This is a genomic window from Pseudomonas izuensis, from assembly GCF_002356535.2.
GTDB classification, from domain to species: Bacteria; Pseudomonadota; Gammaproteobacteria; order Pseudomonadales; family Pseudomonadaceae; genus Aquipseudomonas; species Aquipseudomonas izuensis.
The window spans coordinates 1,369,281-1,383,850 of sequence record NZ_AP017423.2 but is presented as its reverse complement, the minus strand read 5'-3'; the positions used below and the strand labels follow the sequence as shown (position 1 = coordinate 1,383,850).

Here is a 14,570-nt window from a genome sequence, read left to right as displayed (position 1 = left end):
AGTGTGCAATGTGAAGCACAAATTGTGTGACCAACATAGATCCCTGTGGGAGCGGGCTTGCCCGCGATGAGGCCGGTGAATTCAACAGAGAGCTTTCAGTTCGCCCCGCGCAAATGCTCAAACAACATCCGGCTCACCGGCGACAACAACGCCTGATCGCGCACCACCAGAATCAACGCCCGATCCGACCAGTCGTCGGTCAACGGCACCGCATGCAAACCCAACGCCCGGCCAAACAATTCATAGGCCCGCTGCGGCAGCACCCCTATGCCCATGTTGGCCTGGATCATGCGACACATGGCGTCGAAGCCCGGCACATGGATGCGAACCCGCAATACCCGGCCAGCTTCACGCGCCGCCGCGTGGGTACGCATGTTGATCGAACTGGCCGCATGCAGGCCGACGTAATCGCTGTCCAGCGTATCGGCAAATGCCAGGCTCGAACGGCTGGCCAACGGATGATCCGGCAGCATCAACACCACCAGTTTGTCCTGGCGGTACAGCACGCTGTGCAAGCCCTTGATGTCGCTGTCGATGGAGCAGATCCCGAGGTCGGCCACGCCATCGAGTACCCCTTGAATCACCCCGGCGCTGGGACGCTCTTCGAGGTCGGTCTTGACCTGGGGATGTTGTTCGGAGAAGTCCCGCAAGTCTTCGGGCAGGAACTGGATGATCGCCGACAGGTTCGCGAGCATCCGCACATAACCGCGCACGCCGTGGCTGTGCTCGCCCAGTTCCAGGCCCATTTTCTCCACGTTGAACAACATCTGCCGGGCGTGGTGCAGCAAGGTTTCGCCGGCCGGCGTCAACGTCATGCCCTTGGCCTGGCGCACGAACAGGCTGATGCCGAGTGCCTCTTCCAGTTCCATCAAACGCTTGCTCGCCGCCGACACCGCAATCGCTTCGCGTGCGGCGGCCCGGGTCAGCGTGCCCTCTTCATGGACGGCGACGAACAGTTGCAGGGTGATCAGGTCGAGGCGGCGGATCAGGCTTTTCTGCAGCATCTGGGACTCGGCGATGTCGGTTCAGGCGAAGCCGCAGCATAACGTTCTTCGCCCGAGCCGTGGCGGGCTTGGTACGCACAGAGGAAAATCTCGGTGCCCGCCGTGATAAAGTCGCCGCCCATCAGACCTTTTGCTTTGAGACTTTGATCGCAATGACCGATTTCCAGGATGTCGACGCCCACCTTGAAGACTGGAACGCCTTGCGCACCAGCGCTGCGTTCGGCGGCCTGCTGGTGGGCAACGGCGCCAGCCGCGCGGTGTGGGACGACTTCGGCTATGACTCGCTGTTTGAAAACGCCCGCACCGTCGAAGAAAAACCCCTGAGCCCGTCCGAGCTGAGCGTGTTCGATGCGATGCAGACGCGCAGTTTCGAGCAGGTGCTGAGCGCGCTGAAGACCACCAGCCGGGTCAACAAGGCCCTGGCCGTCAGCTCCGCCGCACCGCGCAATCGTTACTACGCGATCAAGGAAGCGCTGATCAACACCGTGCATGCGGTGCATATCCCATGGCGGCTGGTCGAGGCCTCGACCCTGGCGACGATCAATCGGGAGCTGGCCAACTATCGCACGGTGTTCACCACCAATTACGACCTGCTCAATCACTGGGCAATCGAGCATCAAGCGCAGGCGATCACCGACCTGTTCCAGGGGGCCGAACCTGCCTTCGACCTGAGCGCCACGGCCACCGACAAGCCTCGCCTGCTGTACCTGCACGGCGGCTTGCATTTGGTGCGCAACCAGGACGGCACGGCACGCAAACTGATGTCGACCGAGGGCACGTTGCTGGGCAGTTTCGCCATCAACAACACGATCAAGACCCTCGACGATGTGCCGCTGTTCGTCAACGAAGGACCGAGCGCGGACAAGCTCAAGACCATTCGCAGCTCGGATTATCTGTCGTTCTGCTACGACCAGTTACTCGGCCACGACGACGGCTTGTGCATTTTCGGCCATGCGTTGGGCGAGCAGGACAGCCATATCGTGCACGCCTTGCGCCAGGCGAAACCGAAGGTGGTGGCGATCTCGATTTATCCGCGCAGCAAGGCGTTCATTCAGCATCAGAAGCGGCATTACGCGAAGGTGTTCGAGGGGACGGGGGTTGCGTTGCGGTTTTTTGATTCCAAGACGCATGCGTTGGGGAGTCCGAAGCTTGCGGTGCCGGTCGAGGTTTAGTGTCTGACGCCTCACCCTCGCAACCAAAATGGAATGCATTTCCCCTGTGGGAGCGAGCCTGCTCGCGAACGCGGGATACCATTCAACAATGATGTCGACTGACACGACGCCTTCGCGAACAGGCTCGCTCCCACAGGTATTTTTAAAGGACGGGAAGGGTCTTGTCCTTGATCACCTTGGTCGGCCCGTTGGCCTTGACGCTGGCGATGCCTTTTTCCATGGCAGCCGCCGAGGAATATGACTCGCTGCCACCGATGATCTCGTGGTTGCCAGCCTTGAGGTTGAAATAAGGATGGCCGTCCTTGGTGGTTTTTTTCTCGTAACGCTCATCCAGCGGACTGTTGGCCTGGACTGACGCAATGCCTTTGTCGGCCGCGGCGCGGGTGGTGTACAGCTCACTGGTCAGAATGGTCTCGGCGTTCGCCGCCTTCAGCACAAACCTGAACTGACCGCTGCTGCTTTTGCTCACTTCGTACCATCCGGACATGCTCTTTCTCCTTGGCGATTGAGAGGTTGCGCGTTTCAGAGTAAAGACCAGCCCGGGATTTCTGTCGCCTGTTCCGGCCTCATCGCGAGCAAGCTTTGCTCCCACAGGCCATACGCCACCGAACTGTGGGAGCAAGGCTTGCCCGCGATGAAGTCGACACAGTCCTATCTACTTCACCGCCGCCCGCACCACCGACAACTCAGGAGCCGCCACCCGCCGCTGACTCAGATACCGCGTACAACTCACCCGCAAGAACGAGGCGAAGTTCACCACCTCGCCGCGGTAGTCCATCACCTCTTCATACAGCTTGGCGATCAACTGATTGGTGGTCATGCCGTCGACCTCAGCGATTTCGCTGAGGATGTCCCAGAACTGATTCTCCAGCCGCAGGGTGGTGACCACCCCGCAGATGCGCAGCGAGCGAGAGCGCGATTCGTAGAGAATCGGGTCGGCTTTGACGTAGAGCTCGCACATGGACAGATTCCTCGTTACAGCGTGATTTTGGTGCCCAGCAACCCGAGGAAACCGGCCAGCCAGTTCGGGTGGGCGGGCCAGGCCGGTGCCGTGGCCAGATTGCCTTGAACATGGCCATCCGTCACCGGGATATCAATGAAGGTACCACCGGCCAGGCGTACTTCAGGTGCACAGGCCGGGTAAGCGCTGCACTCGCGCCCTTCGAGTATCCCGGCCGCCGCCAGCAATTGCGCACCATGGCACACGGCGGCAATCGGTTTGCCGGCCTTGTTGAAATCCCGCACCAGCTCCAGGACTTTTTCGTTCAGTCGCAGGTACTCCGGCGCACGACCGCCGGGGATCAGCACAGCGTCGTAGTCCGCGGACTTGACCTTTGAAAAATCGAAATTCAGGGCAAACAGATGACCGGGTTTTTCGCTGTAGGTCTGGTCGCCTTCGAAATCATGGATAGCCGTGCGCACGGTCTGGCCGGCGGTTTTGTCCGGACAAACGGCGTGTACCGTGTGGCCGACCATCAACAGGGCCTGGAACGGCACCATCACTTCATAGTCTTCGACGTAATCGCCGACCAGCATCAGAATTTTTTTAGCAGCCATGGGGAGGACTCCTCTGGAAAATGCGTGGGCATGCAGGAGTATTCAAGGTAGTCCTTATCCGGCGGGTCGGGTAACAACCGGCTACTACCTGAGAACGGCGTTATCGTTCATCGCGGCCAAGCCTTGCTCCCATAGGGGAATGCATTCCAATGTGGGAGCAAGGCTTGTCGGATCGCCGCACCGCCGCGATGGCGCCCTCAAACTGTACGGATAACTCTGCGCCTATCTGTAACAGCGGCAGATGCCGGGTTTATGGCTATATAACAGCACTTCCCCTCACCCAATACTTTGGTTGCCATCATGTCCTCCCGCGAAAACACCGGCATGGCCCTCGGCCTGCTCGGCGTCGTCATTTTCAGCCTCACCCTGCCCTTCACGCGGATCGTCGTGCAGGAACTTCATCCACTGCTCAATGGCCTGGGCAGGGCGCTGTTTGCGGCGGTACCTGCGGCAATGCTGTTGCTGTGGCGCCGCGAAAAATGGCCGACATGGAAACAGGTCAAGGGCCTGAGCCTGGTGATTGCCGGGGTGATCCTTGGCTTTCCGGTATTGTCGGCCTGGGCGATGCAAACCTTGCCGGCGTCCCACGGCGCGCTGGTCAATGGCTTGCAACCGCTGTGCGTGGCGCTATACGCCGCGTGGCTGTCCCATGAGCGCCCGTCGAAAGCCTTCTGGGCCTGCGCCGCGCTGGGCAGTGCGCTTGTGCTCGGTTATGCATTGATCAGCGGTGCCGGCAGCATTCAGGCTGGTGACTTGCTGATGCTCGGGGCCATTGCGGTGGGCGGTCTGGGCTATGCCGAAGGTGGCCGGTTGGCCAAGGAAATGGGGGGCTGGCAGGTGATCTGCTGGGCGTTGGTGCTATCGACACCGCTGCTGATCGGCCCGGTGGCGTACCTGGCGCTACAGCATCAGGGTGAGATTTCCGGCAAGACCTGGTGGGCCTTCGGCTACGTCTCGCTGTTTTCGCAGTTCATCGGTTTCTTCGCCTGGTACGCAGGGCTGGCCATGGGTGGCATTGCCCGGGTCAGTCAGATCCAGTTGCTGCAGATCTTCTTCACCATCGCTTTTTCAGCGTTGTTCTTTGGCGAGCATGTCGAGCCGATTACCTGGCTGTTCGCTGCGGGCGTGATCGTGACCGTGATGCTCGGACGCAAGACGGCGGTCAAACCGGCGCAGGTCGCCACCGCCTAAACCTGTGGGAGCAATGCTTGCTCGCGATAGCGGTCTCGAGGACGCCATCGCGAGCAAGCTTTGCTCCCACAGTTTTGTAGTGTTTCAGAGGAAACCGTCGGCCCGCAGCAGGGTTTCCAGGCAATGCTCGGTGATGTGGTAGAAATCCTTCAGTTCCTGGATCTTCGCCAACAGTTGGGTCGGATCAACCGGCTCGGCGCGCTTGACCGCCAGGATCATCTTGTTCTTGTTGGTGTGGTCCAGAGAGATGAACTCGAACACCTTGGTTTCGTAACCACAGGCTTCGAGGAACAGCGCGCGCAAACTGTCGGTGACCATCTCTGCCTGCTGGCCCAAGTGCAAGCCGTATTGCAGCATGGGTTTGAGCAATGCCGGGCTCTGGATTTGCAGGCGAATCTGTTTATGGCAGCACGGCGAGCACATGATGATCGAAGCGCCGGAACGGATGCCGGTATGAATCGCATAGTCGGTGGCGATGTCGCAGGCGTGCAGCGCGATCATCACGTCCAGCTCACTCGGCGCCACACTGCGCACGTCACCACACTTGAACACCAGCCCTGGATGCTCAAGCCTGGCCGCAGCGTTGTTGCACAGGGTGACCATGTCTTCACGCAGCTCGACCCCGGTCACTTCGCCTTCGGCCTTCAAGGTGTTGCGCAGGTAGTCATGGATGGCGAAGGTCAGGTAGCCCTTGCCCGATCCGAAGTCCGCCACCCGCACCGGTTTGTCCAGCGCCAGCGGCGACGACGTCAGGGCATGGCTGAAAACCTCGATGAACTTGTTGATCTGCTTCCACTTGCGCGACATCGCCGGGATCAGCTCATGCTGCTTGTTGGTCACGCCCAGGTCGGCGAGAAACGGCCGACTCAGTTCAAGGAAACGGTTCTTCTCGCGGTTGTGCTCGGCGGAGGGCACCTCGCGCAATTGCTGGGGTTGGCTCTTGAACAGCGAACTCTTGCCCTTTTTGCTGTATTCAAGCTGGGCTTCGTCGGTCAGCGATAACAAGTGCGCATTTTTGAACGCCGCGGGCAACAGACCGGCAATGGTCGCGACGCCTTCAGCCAGTGGCAGGTTCTTGGTGATGTCTCGCGTCTTGTAGCGATAGACGAAGGACAAGCACGGCTGCGCCTTGACCGTCACCGATTTGATGATGATCCGCTGCAGGTCAGCCTCATTGCCGACGTATTTGGCCAGCACCAGTTTGATAAAGGCATTTTGATCGAGGCTGGTTTGCAGCAAGTCGATAAATTGAGCGTGATGATCCGGCGCGAGGCTGGCGGGAGTGGCGGTGACAGACATGGAAAAAACGGCCTCAGGGCGGTGCGGATCGGGAATGGCGGGTATTTTAGGGGGGATGGGGTGCGAGGGCACGGGTAATTTCCCGAACGGTGCAGATCCCTTGTGGGAGCGGGCTTGCCCGCGATTGCAATCTGACATTCAACATTGATATCGACTGATCCACCGCTATCGCGGGCAAGCCCGCTCCCACAGGGACCAGAGGCTCAGCCCAGGATCACCAACCGGTTCGGCAATTCATTGCGCACGTGCGTCACCGGCACATGCACCTTGAGCAACTCGCCGCAGGCCTCGATACAGCTGACGAAGCCTTGCAATGTCTGTCCTTGCCGCACTTGCCCAGTGAACGCGGCGACTATCGCGTCCCAGTTTTTGTTGTCGAGACGACTGGAAATCCCTTCATCCACCAGGATTTCCACATAACGCTCGGCTTCGCAGACGAAAATCAGCATGCCGGTGCTACCCACGGTGTGATGCAGGTTTTGCTCCAGGAACTGCCGGCGCGCCAGGTTCGAGGCACGCCAGTGACGCACCGAGCGCGGGATCAGGTGGGTGGTGATTTTCGGCAGCCGAAACACCAGGCACAGGACGATGAAAGTGATCCATTGCACCAGCAGCAGGCTGTGCAGGGTCAACCAGCCTGTCAGGTAATGCACGATGCCCGGCACCACCAGCGCCAACAGGCTGGCCCAGAGCAGCGGGATGTACGCATAGTCGTCGGCGCGGGCCGCGAGCACCGTCACCAGTTCGGCATCGGTGTCGCGCTCGACCCTGGCAATCGCCTCGGCAACTTTGCGTTGTTCGTGTTCAGTCAGTAATGCCATGTCTTGAAATGCCCGATTATTTTTGTTTTATCACCAGCCGCCCGACGAACCGCCGCCCCCGAAACTGCCCCCGCCGCCACTGAAACCACCGCCTCCACCGCCGCCAAAACCACCGCCGCCGAGTCCCCCACCGAAACCGCCAGAGCCCCCCGAACCACCGCGACCGGCGGGAAGGATACCGAGCATCTGGCAGACAAAAACAGTCAGGATGAACAACAACACCAAAAATACGAACACTCCCGGATGCCGCGAGACGAAATCGTCGTTCGGATCGCCGCCGGAGTCATACACCGTCGATGGCTCGTCCAGGGGATTACCGCCCAGCACCACCAACATCGCCGCCACCCCGTCGCTGATGCCCTTGCTGTAATTGCCCGCCTTGAATGCCGGGGTCATCACCTGATTGATGATGACTGAACTCTGCGCATCGGTCAGGCGATCTTCCAGGCCATAGCCGACTTCAATGCGCAGCTTGCGCTCGTCACGGGCCACGATCAGCAACGCGCCGTTGTTCTTGTCTTTCTGGCCAATGCCCCAGTAGCGGCCCAGTTGATAGCCGAAGTCGGCAATGTCGGTGCCCTGCAAGTCCGGCAAGGTGACGATCACCAGCTGTTCACCGGTGACCTTCTCATGGGCCTGAAGCTGTTGCGTCAGCTGTTCGCGCACCGAAGGCTCGATCATTTGGGCATTGTCCACCACCCGCCCGGTCAGCTCCGGAAACTTCAATTCGGCCTGGGCTGCCAGTGCAAACACCCACAGCAACAGCACCAGGCCAGTTTTCAACACGCGCATGGGCAACCTCATCGGTCCAACCTACGGGGTTAATTCAGAATTTGACCTCAGGCGGTTTCTCCGAACCCGGTGTGGCCTCAAAGGTCTCGCGAACCGGCAGGTTGCTGTACATCACGCTGTGCCACAGGCGACCGGGAAACGTGCGGATCTCGGTGTTGTACTTCTGCACCGCCAGGATGAAATCGCGCCGCGCCACGCTGATGCGGTTTTCGGTGCCTTCAAGCTGTGATTGCAGAGCGAGGAAGTTCTGGTTGGCCTTCAGGTCCGGATAGCGCTCGGACACCACCATCAAGCGGCTCAAGGCGCCACTGAGTTGATCCTGGGCCTGCTGGTACTGCTTGAGTTTTTCCGGGTTATCCAATGTGGAGGCGTCGACCTGGATAGAAGTAGCCTTGGCCCGGGCTTCGATGACGGCAGTCAGGGTGTCTTTTTCATGGGCGGCGTAGCCCTTGACGGTTTCCACCAGATTGGGAATCAGGTCGGCGCGGCGCTGATACTGGTTCTGCACCTGGCCCCAGGCCGCCTTGGCCTGCTCATCGAGGGTCGGGATGTTGTTGATGCCGCAGGCGGTCAGCAACGTGGCCAGCACCAGCAACGTGGCGATTTGCAGCCGCGACCGGTATGACTGTGGAACATTCATCAGAGTGATACTCCCTTCACATTTCATGGAAAAAACAACCGGCGACCCTCTCGACCGGCTCTTGGGGCATAATCGCCCGCGCCACTGGATTGGATCGGGGCAATGGGCTAAAAGATGCCCTGCGCAAAAAAACACACCCGGAATCCGACTGTCGTTTTTCGACTGCCGTATTTGGAAAGCCACCCGAACAACAATAGACGCTCCCTAAATTTTGGCTGGCCGGCGAGTCCATCGCCGTTTGGGCCCTTGAGAAAACAATTCATGAAGAAGCTGTGTTTGCTGGGCCTGTTCGTCAGCCTGGCCAGTCATAACGTATTGGCCGCCACGACGCCCGCACCTCTGGAGAACAAGGAAGCCTTCGTCAGCAACCTGATGAAGCAAATGACCCTCGATGAAAAAATCGGCCAGTTGCGCCTGATCAGCATCGGCCCGGAAATGCCCCGGGAGCTGATCCGCAAGGAAATCGCGGCGGGCAATATCGGCGGTACGTTCAACTCGATCACCCGCCCGGAAAACCGTCCGATGCAGGACGCGGCCATGCGCAGCCGATTGAAGATCCCGATGTTCTTCGCCTATGACGTGATCCACGGCCACCGCACCATTTTCCCGATCCCGCTGGCCCTGGCGTCGAGCTGGGACATGGACGCCATCGGCCTGTCCGGGCGCATCGCCGCCAAGGAAGCCGCGGCCGACAGCCTCGACATCACCTTCGCGCCCATGGTCGACATCTCCCGCGACCCGCGCTGGGGCCGTACCTCCGAAGGTTTCGGCGAAGACACCTACCTGGTGTCGCGCATTGCCGGCGTGATGGTCAAGGCCTTCCAGGGTACTGGCGCCAACGCCGCCGACAGCATCATGGCCAGCGTCAAGCACTTCGCCCTGTACGGCGCGGTCGAGGGCGGTCGCGACTACAACGTCGTCGACATGAGCCCGGTCAAGATGTACCAGGATTACCTGCCACCGTACCGTGCGGCCATCGACGCCGGTGCTGGCGGGGTGATGGTTGCGCTGAACTCGATCAACGGCGTGCCGGCCACGGCCAACACCTGGCTGATGAACGATCTGCTGCGCAAGGAATGGGGCTTCAAGGGCCTGGCCGTCAGCGACCACGGGGCGATTTTCGAGCTGATCAAGCACGGTGTCGCCGCCGACGGACGCGAAGCGGCGAAGCTGGCGATCAAGGCCGGCATCCACATGAGCATGAACGACACCCTGTACGGCAAGGAGCTGCCAGGGCTGCTGAAGTCCGGCGAGATCCAGCAGAGCGACATCGACAACGCCGTGCGTGCGGTACTGGACGCCAAGTACGACATGGGCCTGTTCAAGGACCCGTACCTGCGCATCGGCAAGGCCGAGGATGATCCGGCCGACACCTACGCCGACAGCCGCCTGCACCGTGCCGAGGCCCGTGATGTGGCGCGCCGCAGCCTGGTGTTGCTGAAGAACCAGAACGAAACCCTGCCCCTGAAGAAGACCGCGAAAATTGCCCTGGTCGGTCCGCTGGCCAAGGCGCCCATCGACATGATGGGCAGCTGGGCCGCCGCCGGTAAGCCGGCGCAATCGGTGACCCTGTTCGACGGCATGACCAACGCCCTGGGTGATAAATCGACCTTGATCTATGCCCGTGGTGCCAACATCACCAACGACAAGAAAATCCTCGGCTACCTGAACTTCCTCAACTTCGATGCCCCGGAAGTGGTGGATGATCCCCGCCCGGCGAACGTGCTGATCGACGAAGCGGTGAAAGCGGCCAAGGAGGCTGATGTCGTCATTGCCGCCGTCGGCGAATCCCGTGGCATGTCCCACGAATCGTCGAGCCGTACCGACCTGAACATCCCGGAAAACCAGCGCGAGCTGATCCGTGCTCTGAAAGCCACCGGTAAACCGCTGGTGCTGGTGTTGATGAACGGCCGTCCACTGACGATCCTCGAAGAGAAAGAACAGGCCGACGCGATCCTGGAAACCTGGTTCAGCGGCACCGAGGGCGGCAACGCCATCGCCGATGTGCTGTTCGGCGACTACAACCCATCGGGCAAACTGCCGATCTCTATCCCGCGCTCGGTCGGCCAGATTCCGACCTACTACAACCACTTGACCATCGGCCGGCCGTTTACCCCGGGCAAGCCGGGCAACTACACCTCGCAGTATTTCGATGACACCACCGGCCCTCTGTACCCGTTCGGTTATGGCTTGAGCTACACCGATTTCAGCCTGAGCGACATGGCGCTGTCGTCGACCACGCTGAACAAGACCGGCAAGCTCGACGCCAGTGTCACGGTGAAAAACACCGGCAAGCGCGATGGCGAAACCGTGGTGCAGTTGTACATCCAGGACGTGGCCGGTTCGATGATCCGCCCGATCAAGGAACTGAAGAACTTCCAGAAAGTGATGGTCAAGGCCGGCGAACAGACAGTCGTGCACTTCACCATCACCGAGGACGACCTGAAGTTCTACAACGCCCAGCTCAAGTACGCTGCAGAGCCGGGCAAGTTCAACGTGCAGATCGGCCTGGATTCAGAGAACGTGACGCAGCAGAGCTTTGAATTGCTGTAATCATTCAAACACTGCAAAAACCTGTGGGAGTTGGCTTGCCAGCTCCCACAATGTTTTAGGGTGTGGCGATTAGCCCCGCCGATCCAGCAGATTCACCACCACCCGATCCACCCATCCCCACACCCGCTGCTTGACCCGCCGCCACAATGGCCGGCGTTGCCATGCCTCCAGGCTGACTTCCTGGCTCAGGGCAAAGTCCCTTTCGAAACTCGCCACCACCGCCCGGGTCAGTCCGGGGTCCAGGGCTTCGAGATTGGCTTCGAGGTTGAAGCGCAGATTCCAGTGATCGAAATTGCACGAGCCGATGCTCACCCAATCATCGATCAGGACCATTTTCAGGTGCAGGAAACACGGCTGGTACTCGAAGATCTGCACCCCGGCCTTGAGCAGTCGCGGATAGTAGCGATGCCCGGCGTAGCGCACTGAAGGGTGATCGGTGCGCGGCCCGGTCAGCAGCAGCCGCACATCGACGCCACGGGATGCCGCGCGACGCAGGGAGCGGCGGACTTTCCAGGTCGGTAGAAAATACGGCGTGGCCAGCCAGATCCGTCGCTGGCCGCTGTTCAACGCGCGAATCAGCGATTGCAGGATGTCCCGGTGCTGACGGGCGTCAGCGTAGGCGACCCGGCCCATGCCCTCGCCCGTGGACGGCACGCGAGGCAGACGCGGCAGGCCGAAATGCGAAGCGGGCTTCCACGCGCGACGATGACGGTTGGCGATCCATTGGCGGTCGAACAGCAACTGCCAGTCGAGCACTAGCGGGCCGGTGATTTCCACCATCACTTCATGCCACTCGCTGACCTCTTCACCCGGCGTCCAGAACTCATCGGTCACGCCGGTTCCACCGACCACGGCCATGGATTGATCCACCAGCAACAGCTTGCGGTGATCACGGTAAAAGTTGCCGACCCAGCGCCGCCAGCTCAAGCGATTGTAGAAACGCAGCTCGACCCCGGCCGCCATCAGGCGCTGACGCAAGGTCAGGGTGAAAGCCAGGCTGCCATAATCGTCGAACAGGCAACGCACCCGCACTCCGCGTTCGGCTGCCTGGACCAACGCCTGCACCATGGCCTCGGCGCAGGCGCCCGCCTCCACCAGGTACAACTCCAGTTCGACCTGTTCTTCGGCACGGGCAATGGCCACCAGCATGCGCGGGAAGAACTGCGGACCGTCGATCAACAGTTCGAAATGGTTGCCTTCACGCCAGGGAAAGATTGCGCCGGCCATGTCAACGCGCCGTGAAGATCAGGACCGCACCCACCGGTACCGACAGACTGATGGCGGACAGGCCGGCGACCTTGCGCAGCGCTTCCAGGCCTGGCACCAGGTCGAAATCTTCGGCATTGATCACCAGCGGCTCCAGGGTCACCACCTGGAAACGCCGGTCATCGAGACGCGTGGCCAGCAGTTCGGCGTTGTAGGTGTGCTGCTTGCCATGCAGATCCACGGTCAGCGGCAGGCGCAATTCCAGTTGCGCGCCGGGGGCGAGGTCGTTGATGGGACGCAGATCGATCTGCGTGGTGATCAGCGCCTCGGGAAAGGTCTGGACTTCGAACAGGTCCTTGCGCATGCGTTCATCGCGCAAGGGGATGCCGCTGTTGATGGAATCGAGCTCGACTTCCACCTCGGCCAGCCCTTTGGGATCGACCTTGCCGTGCAGTACCAGAAAGCGTTGCACCTCGGAAATGTTGGCGTTTTTGGTGCTGACAAACGACAGCCGTGAAGACTCACCGTCCAGATACCAGTCGGCCCGGGCCGACAGCGAAGCGCCGGCCAGCAGCAGGATGACGAGGGTTTGGGTGACAGACCGCTTGAACATAGAGACTCATGGGGCAGATAAACCTGTGCTGAACCTTAACTGGCCTTCGGCGCATTGCAAACCGCCCGTTACTTACAACCTGCCTTTGTGGCGAGGGACCTTGCTCCCGTTGCACTGCGAAGCAGTGCTAAAACCTGCAGCCGAGATGAACCTGATCCGACCGGGATTGCTGGCTTTACGATTGCTGCGCAACCGAGCGGGAGCAAGCTCCCTCGCCACAAAAGCCCGCTCGCTCAAGGCTGTAATCGGCAACCCTGGCGCTCGCCAATCCACACCGCGCTGTTGCTGCGTCCCATGCCGCTGACGGTAATGCGCTTGTTCGCGGTGTCATCGGTAAAATCGCTGGTGGGCAGCCACTGTTTCACGTAGCTGTGGCAATAGCCCGCGTCGTTGTTCATCACATATCGGCACGAGCAATATTCCTTGGCGGTGTAGGCGCTGATGATGTCCGGGAATGCCCCAAGCGCCACCCGCTCCTGCCAGGCCCAGCCAAGCAAGGCGACCATCAGGATCAACAGCAACGTACTGAACGGCCGGCGACGCACAAAGCCGCGACGGTTCATGGCTGCACCTTCGCGGCGAAGGCCTTGAGCGCGAGCTTGAGCAGTTCGTTGTGCCGGTAGCTGCCGTCCCGGTCATCGCCGTAGCGCACGATCACCAGATGTTCGCCGGGAATCACGTACATCGCCTGGCCCCAATGACCCAGTGCAGCGAAGGTATCGGCGGGAGCATCGGGCCAGGGTCGGGCGGCCCCGTCTACCGCACGATTGAGCCACCAGTGACCGCCGGGCACCGCATCATCTTGGTTGGCCTGATAGCGGGTGAACGGTTCGCGGTTGAATGCGACCCAGTCCCTGGGCAGCAATTGCCGCTCGCCCCAGCGCCCGTCGCGGGCCATCAACAGGCCGATGCGGGCAAGGTCCCGAGCAGTGAGGTAGGCGTAGGACGAGGCGACGAATGTGCCTGCGGCGTCGGTTTCCCACACTGCATGGTGAATGCCCAATGGCCCGAACAAAGCCGTCCACGGATAGTCCGCATAGCGGTCCTGGCCAACGATGGTTTTCAGCGCGGCAGACAACAGATTGGTGTCGCCGCTGGAATAACGGAACGCCTGCCCCGGTGCGGCGTAGGTACCATGATCGGCGGTGAACGCGGCCATGTCCGGGTGGCCACGGGTGTAGAGCATGGTCACCACCGAGGATTTCAGCGGGGCGTATTCATAGTCCTCCTGCCAATCGAGGCCGGAAGCCCAGTGCAACAGGTCGGCCAGGGTCATATCCGGGTGTTTTTGCAGGGGCGGATAGAATTGGGCGACCGGGTCCTGAAGTTTGAACCGGCCTTCACCATAGGCTACGCCGAGGACCGTGGCCATCAGGCTCTTGCTGATCGACCAGGTCAGGTGCGGTGTCTCGGCGGTGGTCGGGCCGGCGTAGCGTTCGTAGATCAACTGGCCGTCACGGATCACCAGCAAGGCGTCGGTGCGGATGCCTTGGCGGGTGGAGTCGTCGCGGGGTGGGAAGGCATAGTGCTCAAGCGCTTCAAGCGCAGGCCCGGTGATGGTCGGGCCGGTCAGCCATTGCTCGGCGGGCCAGTTTTCGGCGTGGGCCGTGAGGCTGAGCAGTAGCATGAAAAACAGGGACAAGCCTTTGAACATGGCCGGGGCTCTTGGGGATGAACCTGGTGAGCCTAGTCGAGGTTGATGACAGTTCCGGGATTTGTGTT

15 protein-coding genes are annotated in these 14,570 nt (G+C 60.7%); 3 read left to right on the top strand and 12 right to left on the bottom strand.

Annotated elements, in window-relative coordinates; translation table 11 throughout:
* Positions 1 to 95: 95 nt before the first annotated feature.
* A complete protein-coding gene (locus LAB08_RS06185) occupies positions 96 to 1,004 on the bottom strand; it encodes a LysR family transcriptional regulator (protein ID WP_096513040.1) in 909 nt (302 codons plus the stop codon).
* Between the two features lie 152 nt (positions 1,005 to 1,156).
* On the opposite strand from LAB08_RS06185, the gene LAB08_RS06180 reads away from it, so the two are divergent.
* Entirely contained in the window at positions 1,157 to 2,176 is a 1,020-nt protein-coding gene (locus LAB08_RS06180; RefSeq protein ID WP_096515537.1) for a DUF4917 family protein, read from the top strand.
* A gap of 142 nt (positions 2,177 to 2,318) precedes the next feature.
* Here the strand turns inward: LAB08_RS06180 and LAB08_RS06175 are convergent, their stop codons facing one another.
* From LAB08_RS06175 to LAB08_RS06165, 3 genes are all read right to left on the bottom strand, one after another.
* Entirely contained in the window at positions 2,319 to 2,663 is a 345-nt protein-coding gene (locus tag LAB08_RS06175) for a YegP family protein (protein WP_096513042.1), read from the bottom strand.
* A 168-nt stretch (positions 2,664 to 2,831) separates the two neighbouring features.
* Complete coding sequence (locus LAB08_RS06170) at positions 2,832 to 3,137, bottom strand: ribbon-helix-helix domain-containing protein (protein ID WP_096513043.1); 306 nt, start codon at positions 3,135 to 3,137, stop codon at positions 2,832 to 2,834.
* A 14-nt stretch (positions 3,138 to 3,151) separates the two neighbouring features.
* The gene (locus LAB08_RS06165) at positions 3,152 to 3,733 is read right to left on the bottom strand and encodes a DJ-1/PfpI family protein (RefSeq protein ID WP_096513044.1); all 582 of its coding nucleotides are present in this window, start codon (positions 3,731 to 3,733) and stop codon (positions 3,152 to 3,154) included.
* 300 nt (positions 3,734 to 4,033) lie between these two features.
* Here LAB08_RS06165 and LAB08_RS06160 point away from each other — a divergent pair, with 300 nt between their 5' ends.
* A complete protein-coding gene (locus tag LAB08_RS06160; protein ID WP_096513045.1) occupies positions 4,034 to 4,924 on the top strand; it encodes a DMT family transporter in 891 nt (296 codons plus the stop codon).
* Between the two features lie 84 nt (positions 4,925 to 5,008).
* Here the strand turns inward: LAB08_RS06160 and LAB08_RS06155 are convergent, their stop codons facing one another.
* From LAB08_RS06155 to LAB08_RS06140, 4 genes are all read right to left on the bottom strand, one after another.
* Positions 5,009 to 6,223 carry a class I SAM-dependent methyltransferase gene (locus LAB08_RS06155; RefSeq protein ID WP_096513046.1) on the bottom strand — a complete coding sequence of 405 codons (1,215 nt, stop codon included), beginning with the start codon at positions 6,221 to 6,223 and terminating at the stop codon, positions 5,009 to 5,011.
* Positions 6,224 to 6,426: 203 nt separating this feature from the next.
* Positions 6,427 to 7,044 carry a TPM domain-containing protein gene (locus tag LAB08_RS06150; protein ID WP_096513047.1) on the bottom strand — a complete coding sequence of 206 codons (618 nt, stop codon included), beginning with the start codon at positions 7,042 to 7,044 and terminating at the stop codon, positions 6,427 to 6,429.
* Positions 7,045 to 7,074: 30 nt separating this feature from the next.
* Positions 7,075 to 7,836, bottom strand: coding sequence for a TPM domain-containing protein (locus tag LAB08_RS30515; RefSeq protein ID WP_096513048.1), 762 nt, complete (start codon positions 7,834 to 7,836; stop codon positions 7,075 to 7,077).
* A gap of 34 nt (positions 7,837 to 7,870) precedes the next feature.
* Complete coding sequence (locus tag LAB08_RS06140) at positions 7,871 to 8,476, bottom strand: LemA family protein (RefSeq protein WP_096513049.1); 606 nt, start codon at positions 8,474 to 8,476, stop codon at positions 7,871 to 7,873.
* Between the two features lie 261 nt (positions 8,477 to 8,737).
* On the opposite strand from LAB08_RS06140, the gene bglX reads away from it, so the two are divergent.
* Positions 8,738 to 11,029 carry a beta-glucosidase BglX gene (gene bglX, locus LAB08_RS06135; RefSeq protein WP_096513050.1) on the top strand — a complete coding sequence of 764 codons (2,292 nt, stop codon included), beginning with the start codon at positions 8,738 to 8,740 and terminating at the stop codon, positions 11,027 to 11,029.
* Between the two features lie 69 nt (positions 11,030 to 11,098).
* On the opposite strand, the gene LAB08_RS06130 is transcribed toward bglX, so the two are convergent.
* From LAB08_RS06130 to LAB08_RS06115, 4 genes are all read right to left on the bottom strand, one after another.
* Positions 11,099 to 12,256 carry a phospholipase D-like domain-containing protein gene (locus LAB08_RS06130; RefSeq protein WP_096513051.1) on the bottom strand — a complete coding sequence of 386 codons (1,158 nt, stop codon included), beginning with the start codon at positions 12,254 to 12,256 and terminating at the stop codon, positions 11,099 to 11,101.
* A gap of 1 nt (position 12,257) precedes the next feature.
* Entirely contained in the window at positions 12,258 to 12,848 is a 591-nt protein-coding gene (locus tag LAB08_RS06125; protein WP_096513052.1) for a YceI family protein, read from the bottom strand.
* A 233-nt stretch (positions 12,849 to 13,081) separates the two neighbouring features.
* Positions 13,082 to 13,411 carry an amidase gene (locus LAB08_RS06120; protein ID WP_096513053.1) on the bottom strand — a complete coding sequence of 110 codons (330 nt, stop codon included), beginning with the start codon at positions 13,409 to 13,411 and terminating at the stop codon, positions 13,082 to 13,084.
* Positions 13,408 to 14,502, bottom strand: a complete 1,095-nt coding sequence (locus tag LAB08_RS06115; protein WP_096513054.1) for a serine hydrolase domain-containing protein — start codon at positions 14,500 to 14,502, stop codon at positions 13,408 to 13,410. Before LAB08_RS06115 ends, LAB08_RS06120 begins: the two co-directional genes overlap by 4 nt.
* Between the last annotated feature and the right edge of the window lie 68 nt (positions 14,503 to 14,570).

Bases quoted from the DNA above. Each gene is read 5' to 3' on its own strand.
- LAB08_RS06120 (WP_096513053.1), bottom strand. From the start codon at position 13,411: ATGAACCGTCGCGGCTTTGTGCGTCGCCGGCCGTTCAGTACGTTGCTG.
- LAB08_RS06185 (WP_096513040.1), bottom strand. From the start codon at position 1,004: ATGCTGCAGAAAAGCCTGATCCGCCGCCTCGACCTGATCACCCTGCAA.
- LAB08_RS06130 (WP_096513051.1), bottom strand. From the start codon at position 12,256: ATGGCCGGCGCAATCTTTCCCTGGCGTGAAGGCAACCATTTCGAACTG.
- LAB08_RS06150 (WP_096513047.1), bottom strand. From the start codon at position 7,044: ATGGCATTACTGACTGAACACGAACAACGCAAAGTTGCCGAGGCGATT.
- LAB08_RS06140 (WP_096513049.1), bottom strand. From the start codon at position 8,476: ATGAATGTTCCACAGTCATACCGGTCGCGGCTGCAAATCGCCACGTTG.
- LAB08_RS30515 (WP_096513048.1), bottom strand. From the start codon at position 7,836: ATGCGCGTGTTGAAAACTGGCCTGGTGCTGTTGCTGTGGGTGTTTGCA.
- LAB08_RS06165 (WP_096513044.1), bottom strand. From the start codon at position 3,733: ATGGCTGCTAAAAAAATTCTGATGCTGGTCGGCGATTACGTCGAAGAC.
- LAB08_RS06115 (WP_096513054.1), bottom strand. From the start codon at position 14,502: ATGTTCAAAGGCTTGTCCCTGTTTTTCATGCTACTGCTCAGCCTCACG.
- LAB08_RS06160 (WP_096513045.1), top strand. From the start codon at position 4,034: ATGTCCTCCCGCGAAAACACCGGCATGGCCCTCGGCCTGCTCGGCGTC.
- LAB08_RS06155 (WP_096513046.1), bottom strand. From the start codon at position 6,223: ATGTCTGTCACCGCCACTCCCGCCAGCCTCGCGCCGGATCATCACGCT.
- LAB08_RS06170 (WP_096513043.1), bottom strand. From the start codon at position 3,137: ATGTGCGAGCTCTACGTCAAAGCCGACCCGATTCTCTACGAATCGCGC.
- LAB08_RS06125 (WP_096513052.1), bottom strand. From the start codon at position 12,848: ATGTTCAAGCGGTCTGTCACCCAAACCCTCGTCATCCTGCTGCTGGCC.
- bglX (WP_096513050.1), top strand. From the start codon at position 8,738: ATGAAGAAGCTGTGTTTGCTGGGCCTGTTCGTCAGCCTGGCCAGTCAT.
- LAB08_RS06175 (WP_096513042.1), bottom strand. From the start codon at position 2,663: ATGTCCGGATGGTACGAAGTGAGCAAAAGCAGCAGCGGTCAGTTCAGG.
- LAB08_RS06180 (WP_096515537.1), top strand. From the start codon at position 1,157: ATGACCGATTTCCAGGATGTCGACGCCCACCTTGAAGACTGGAACGCC.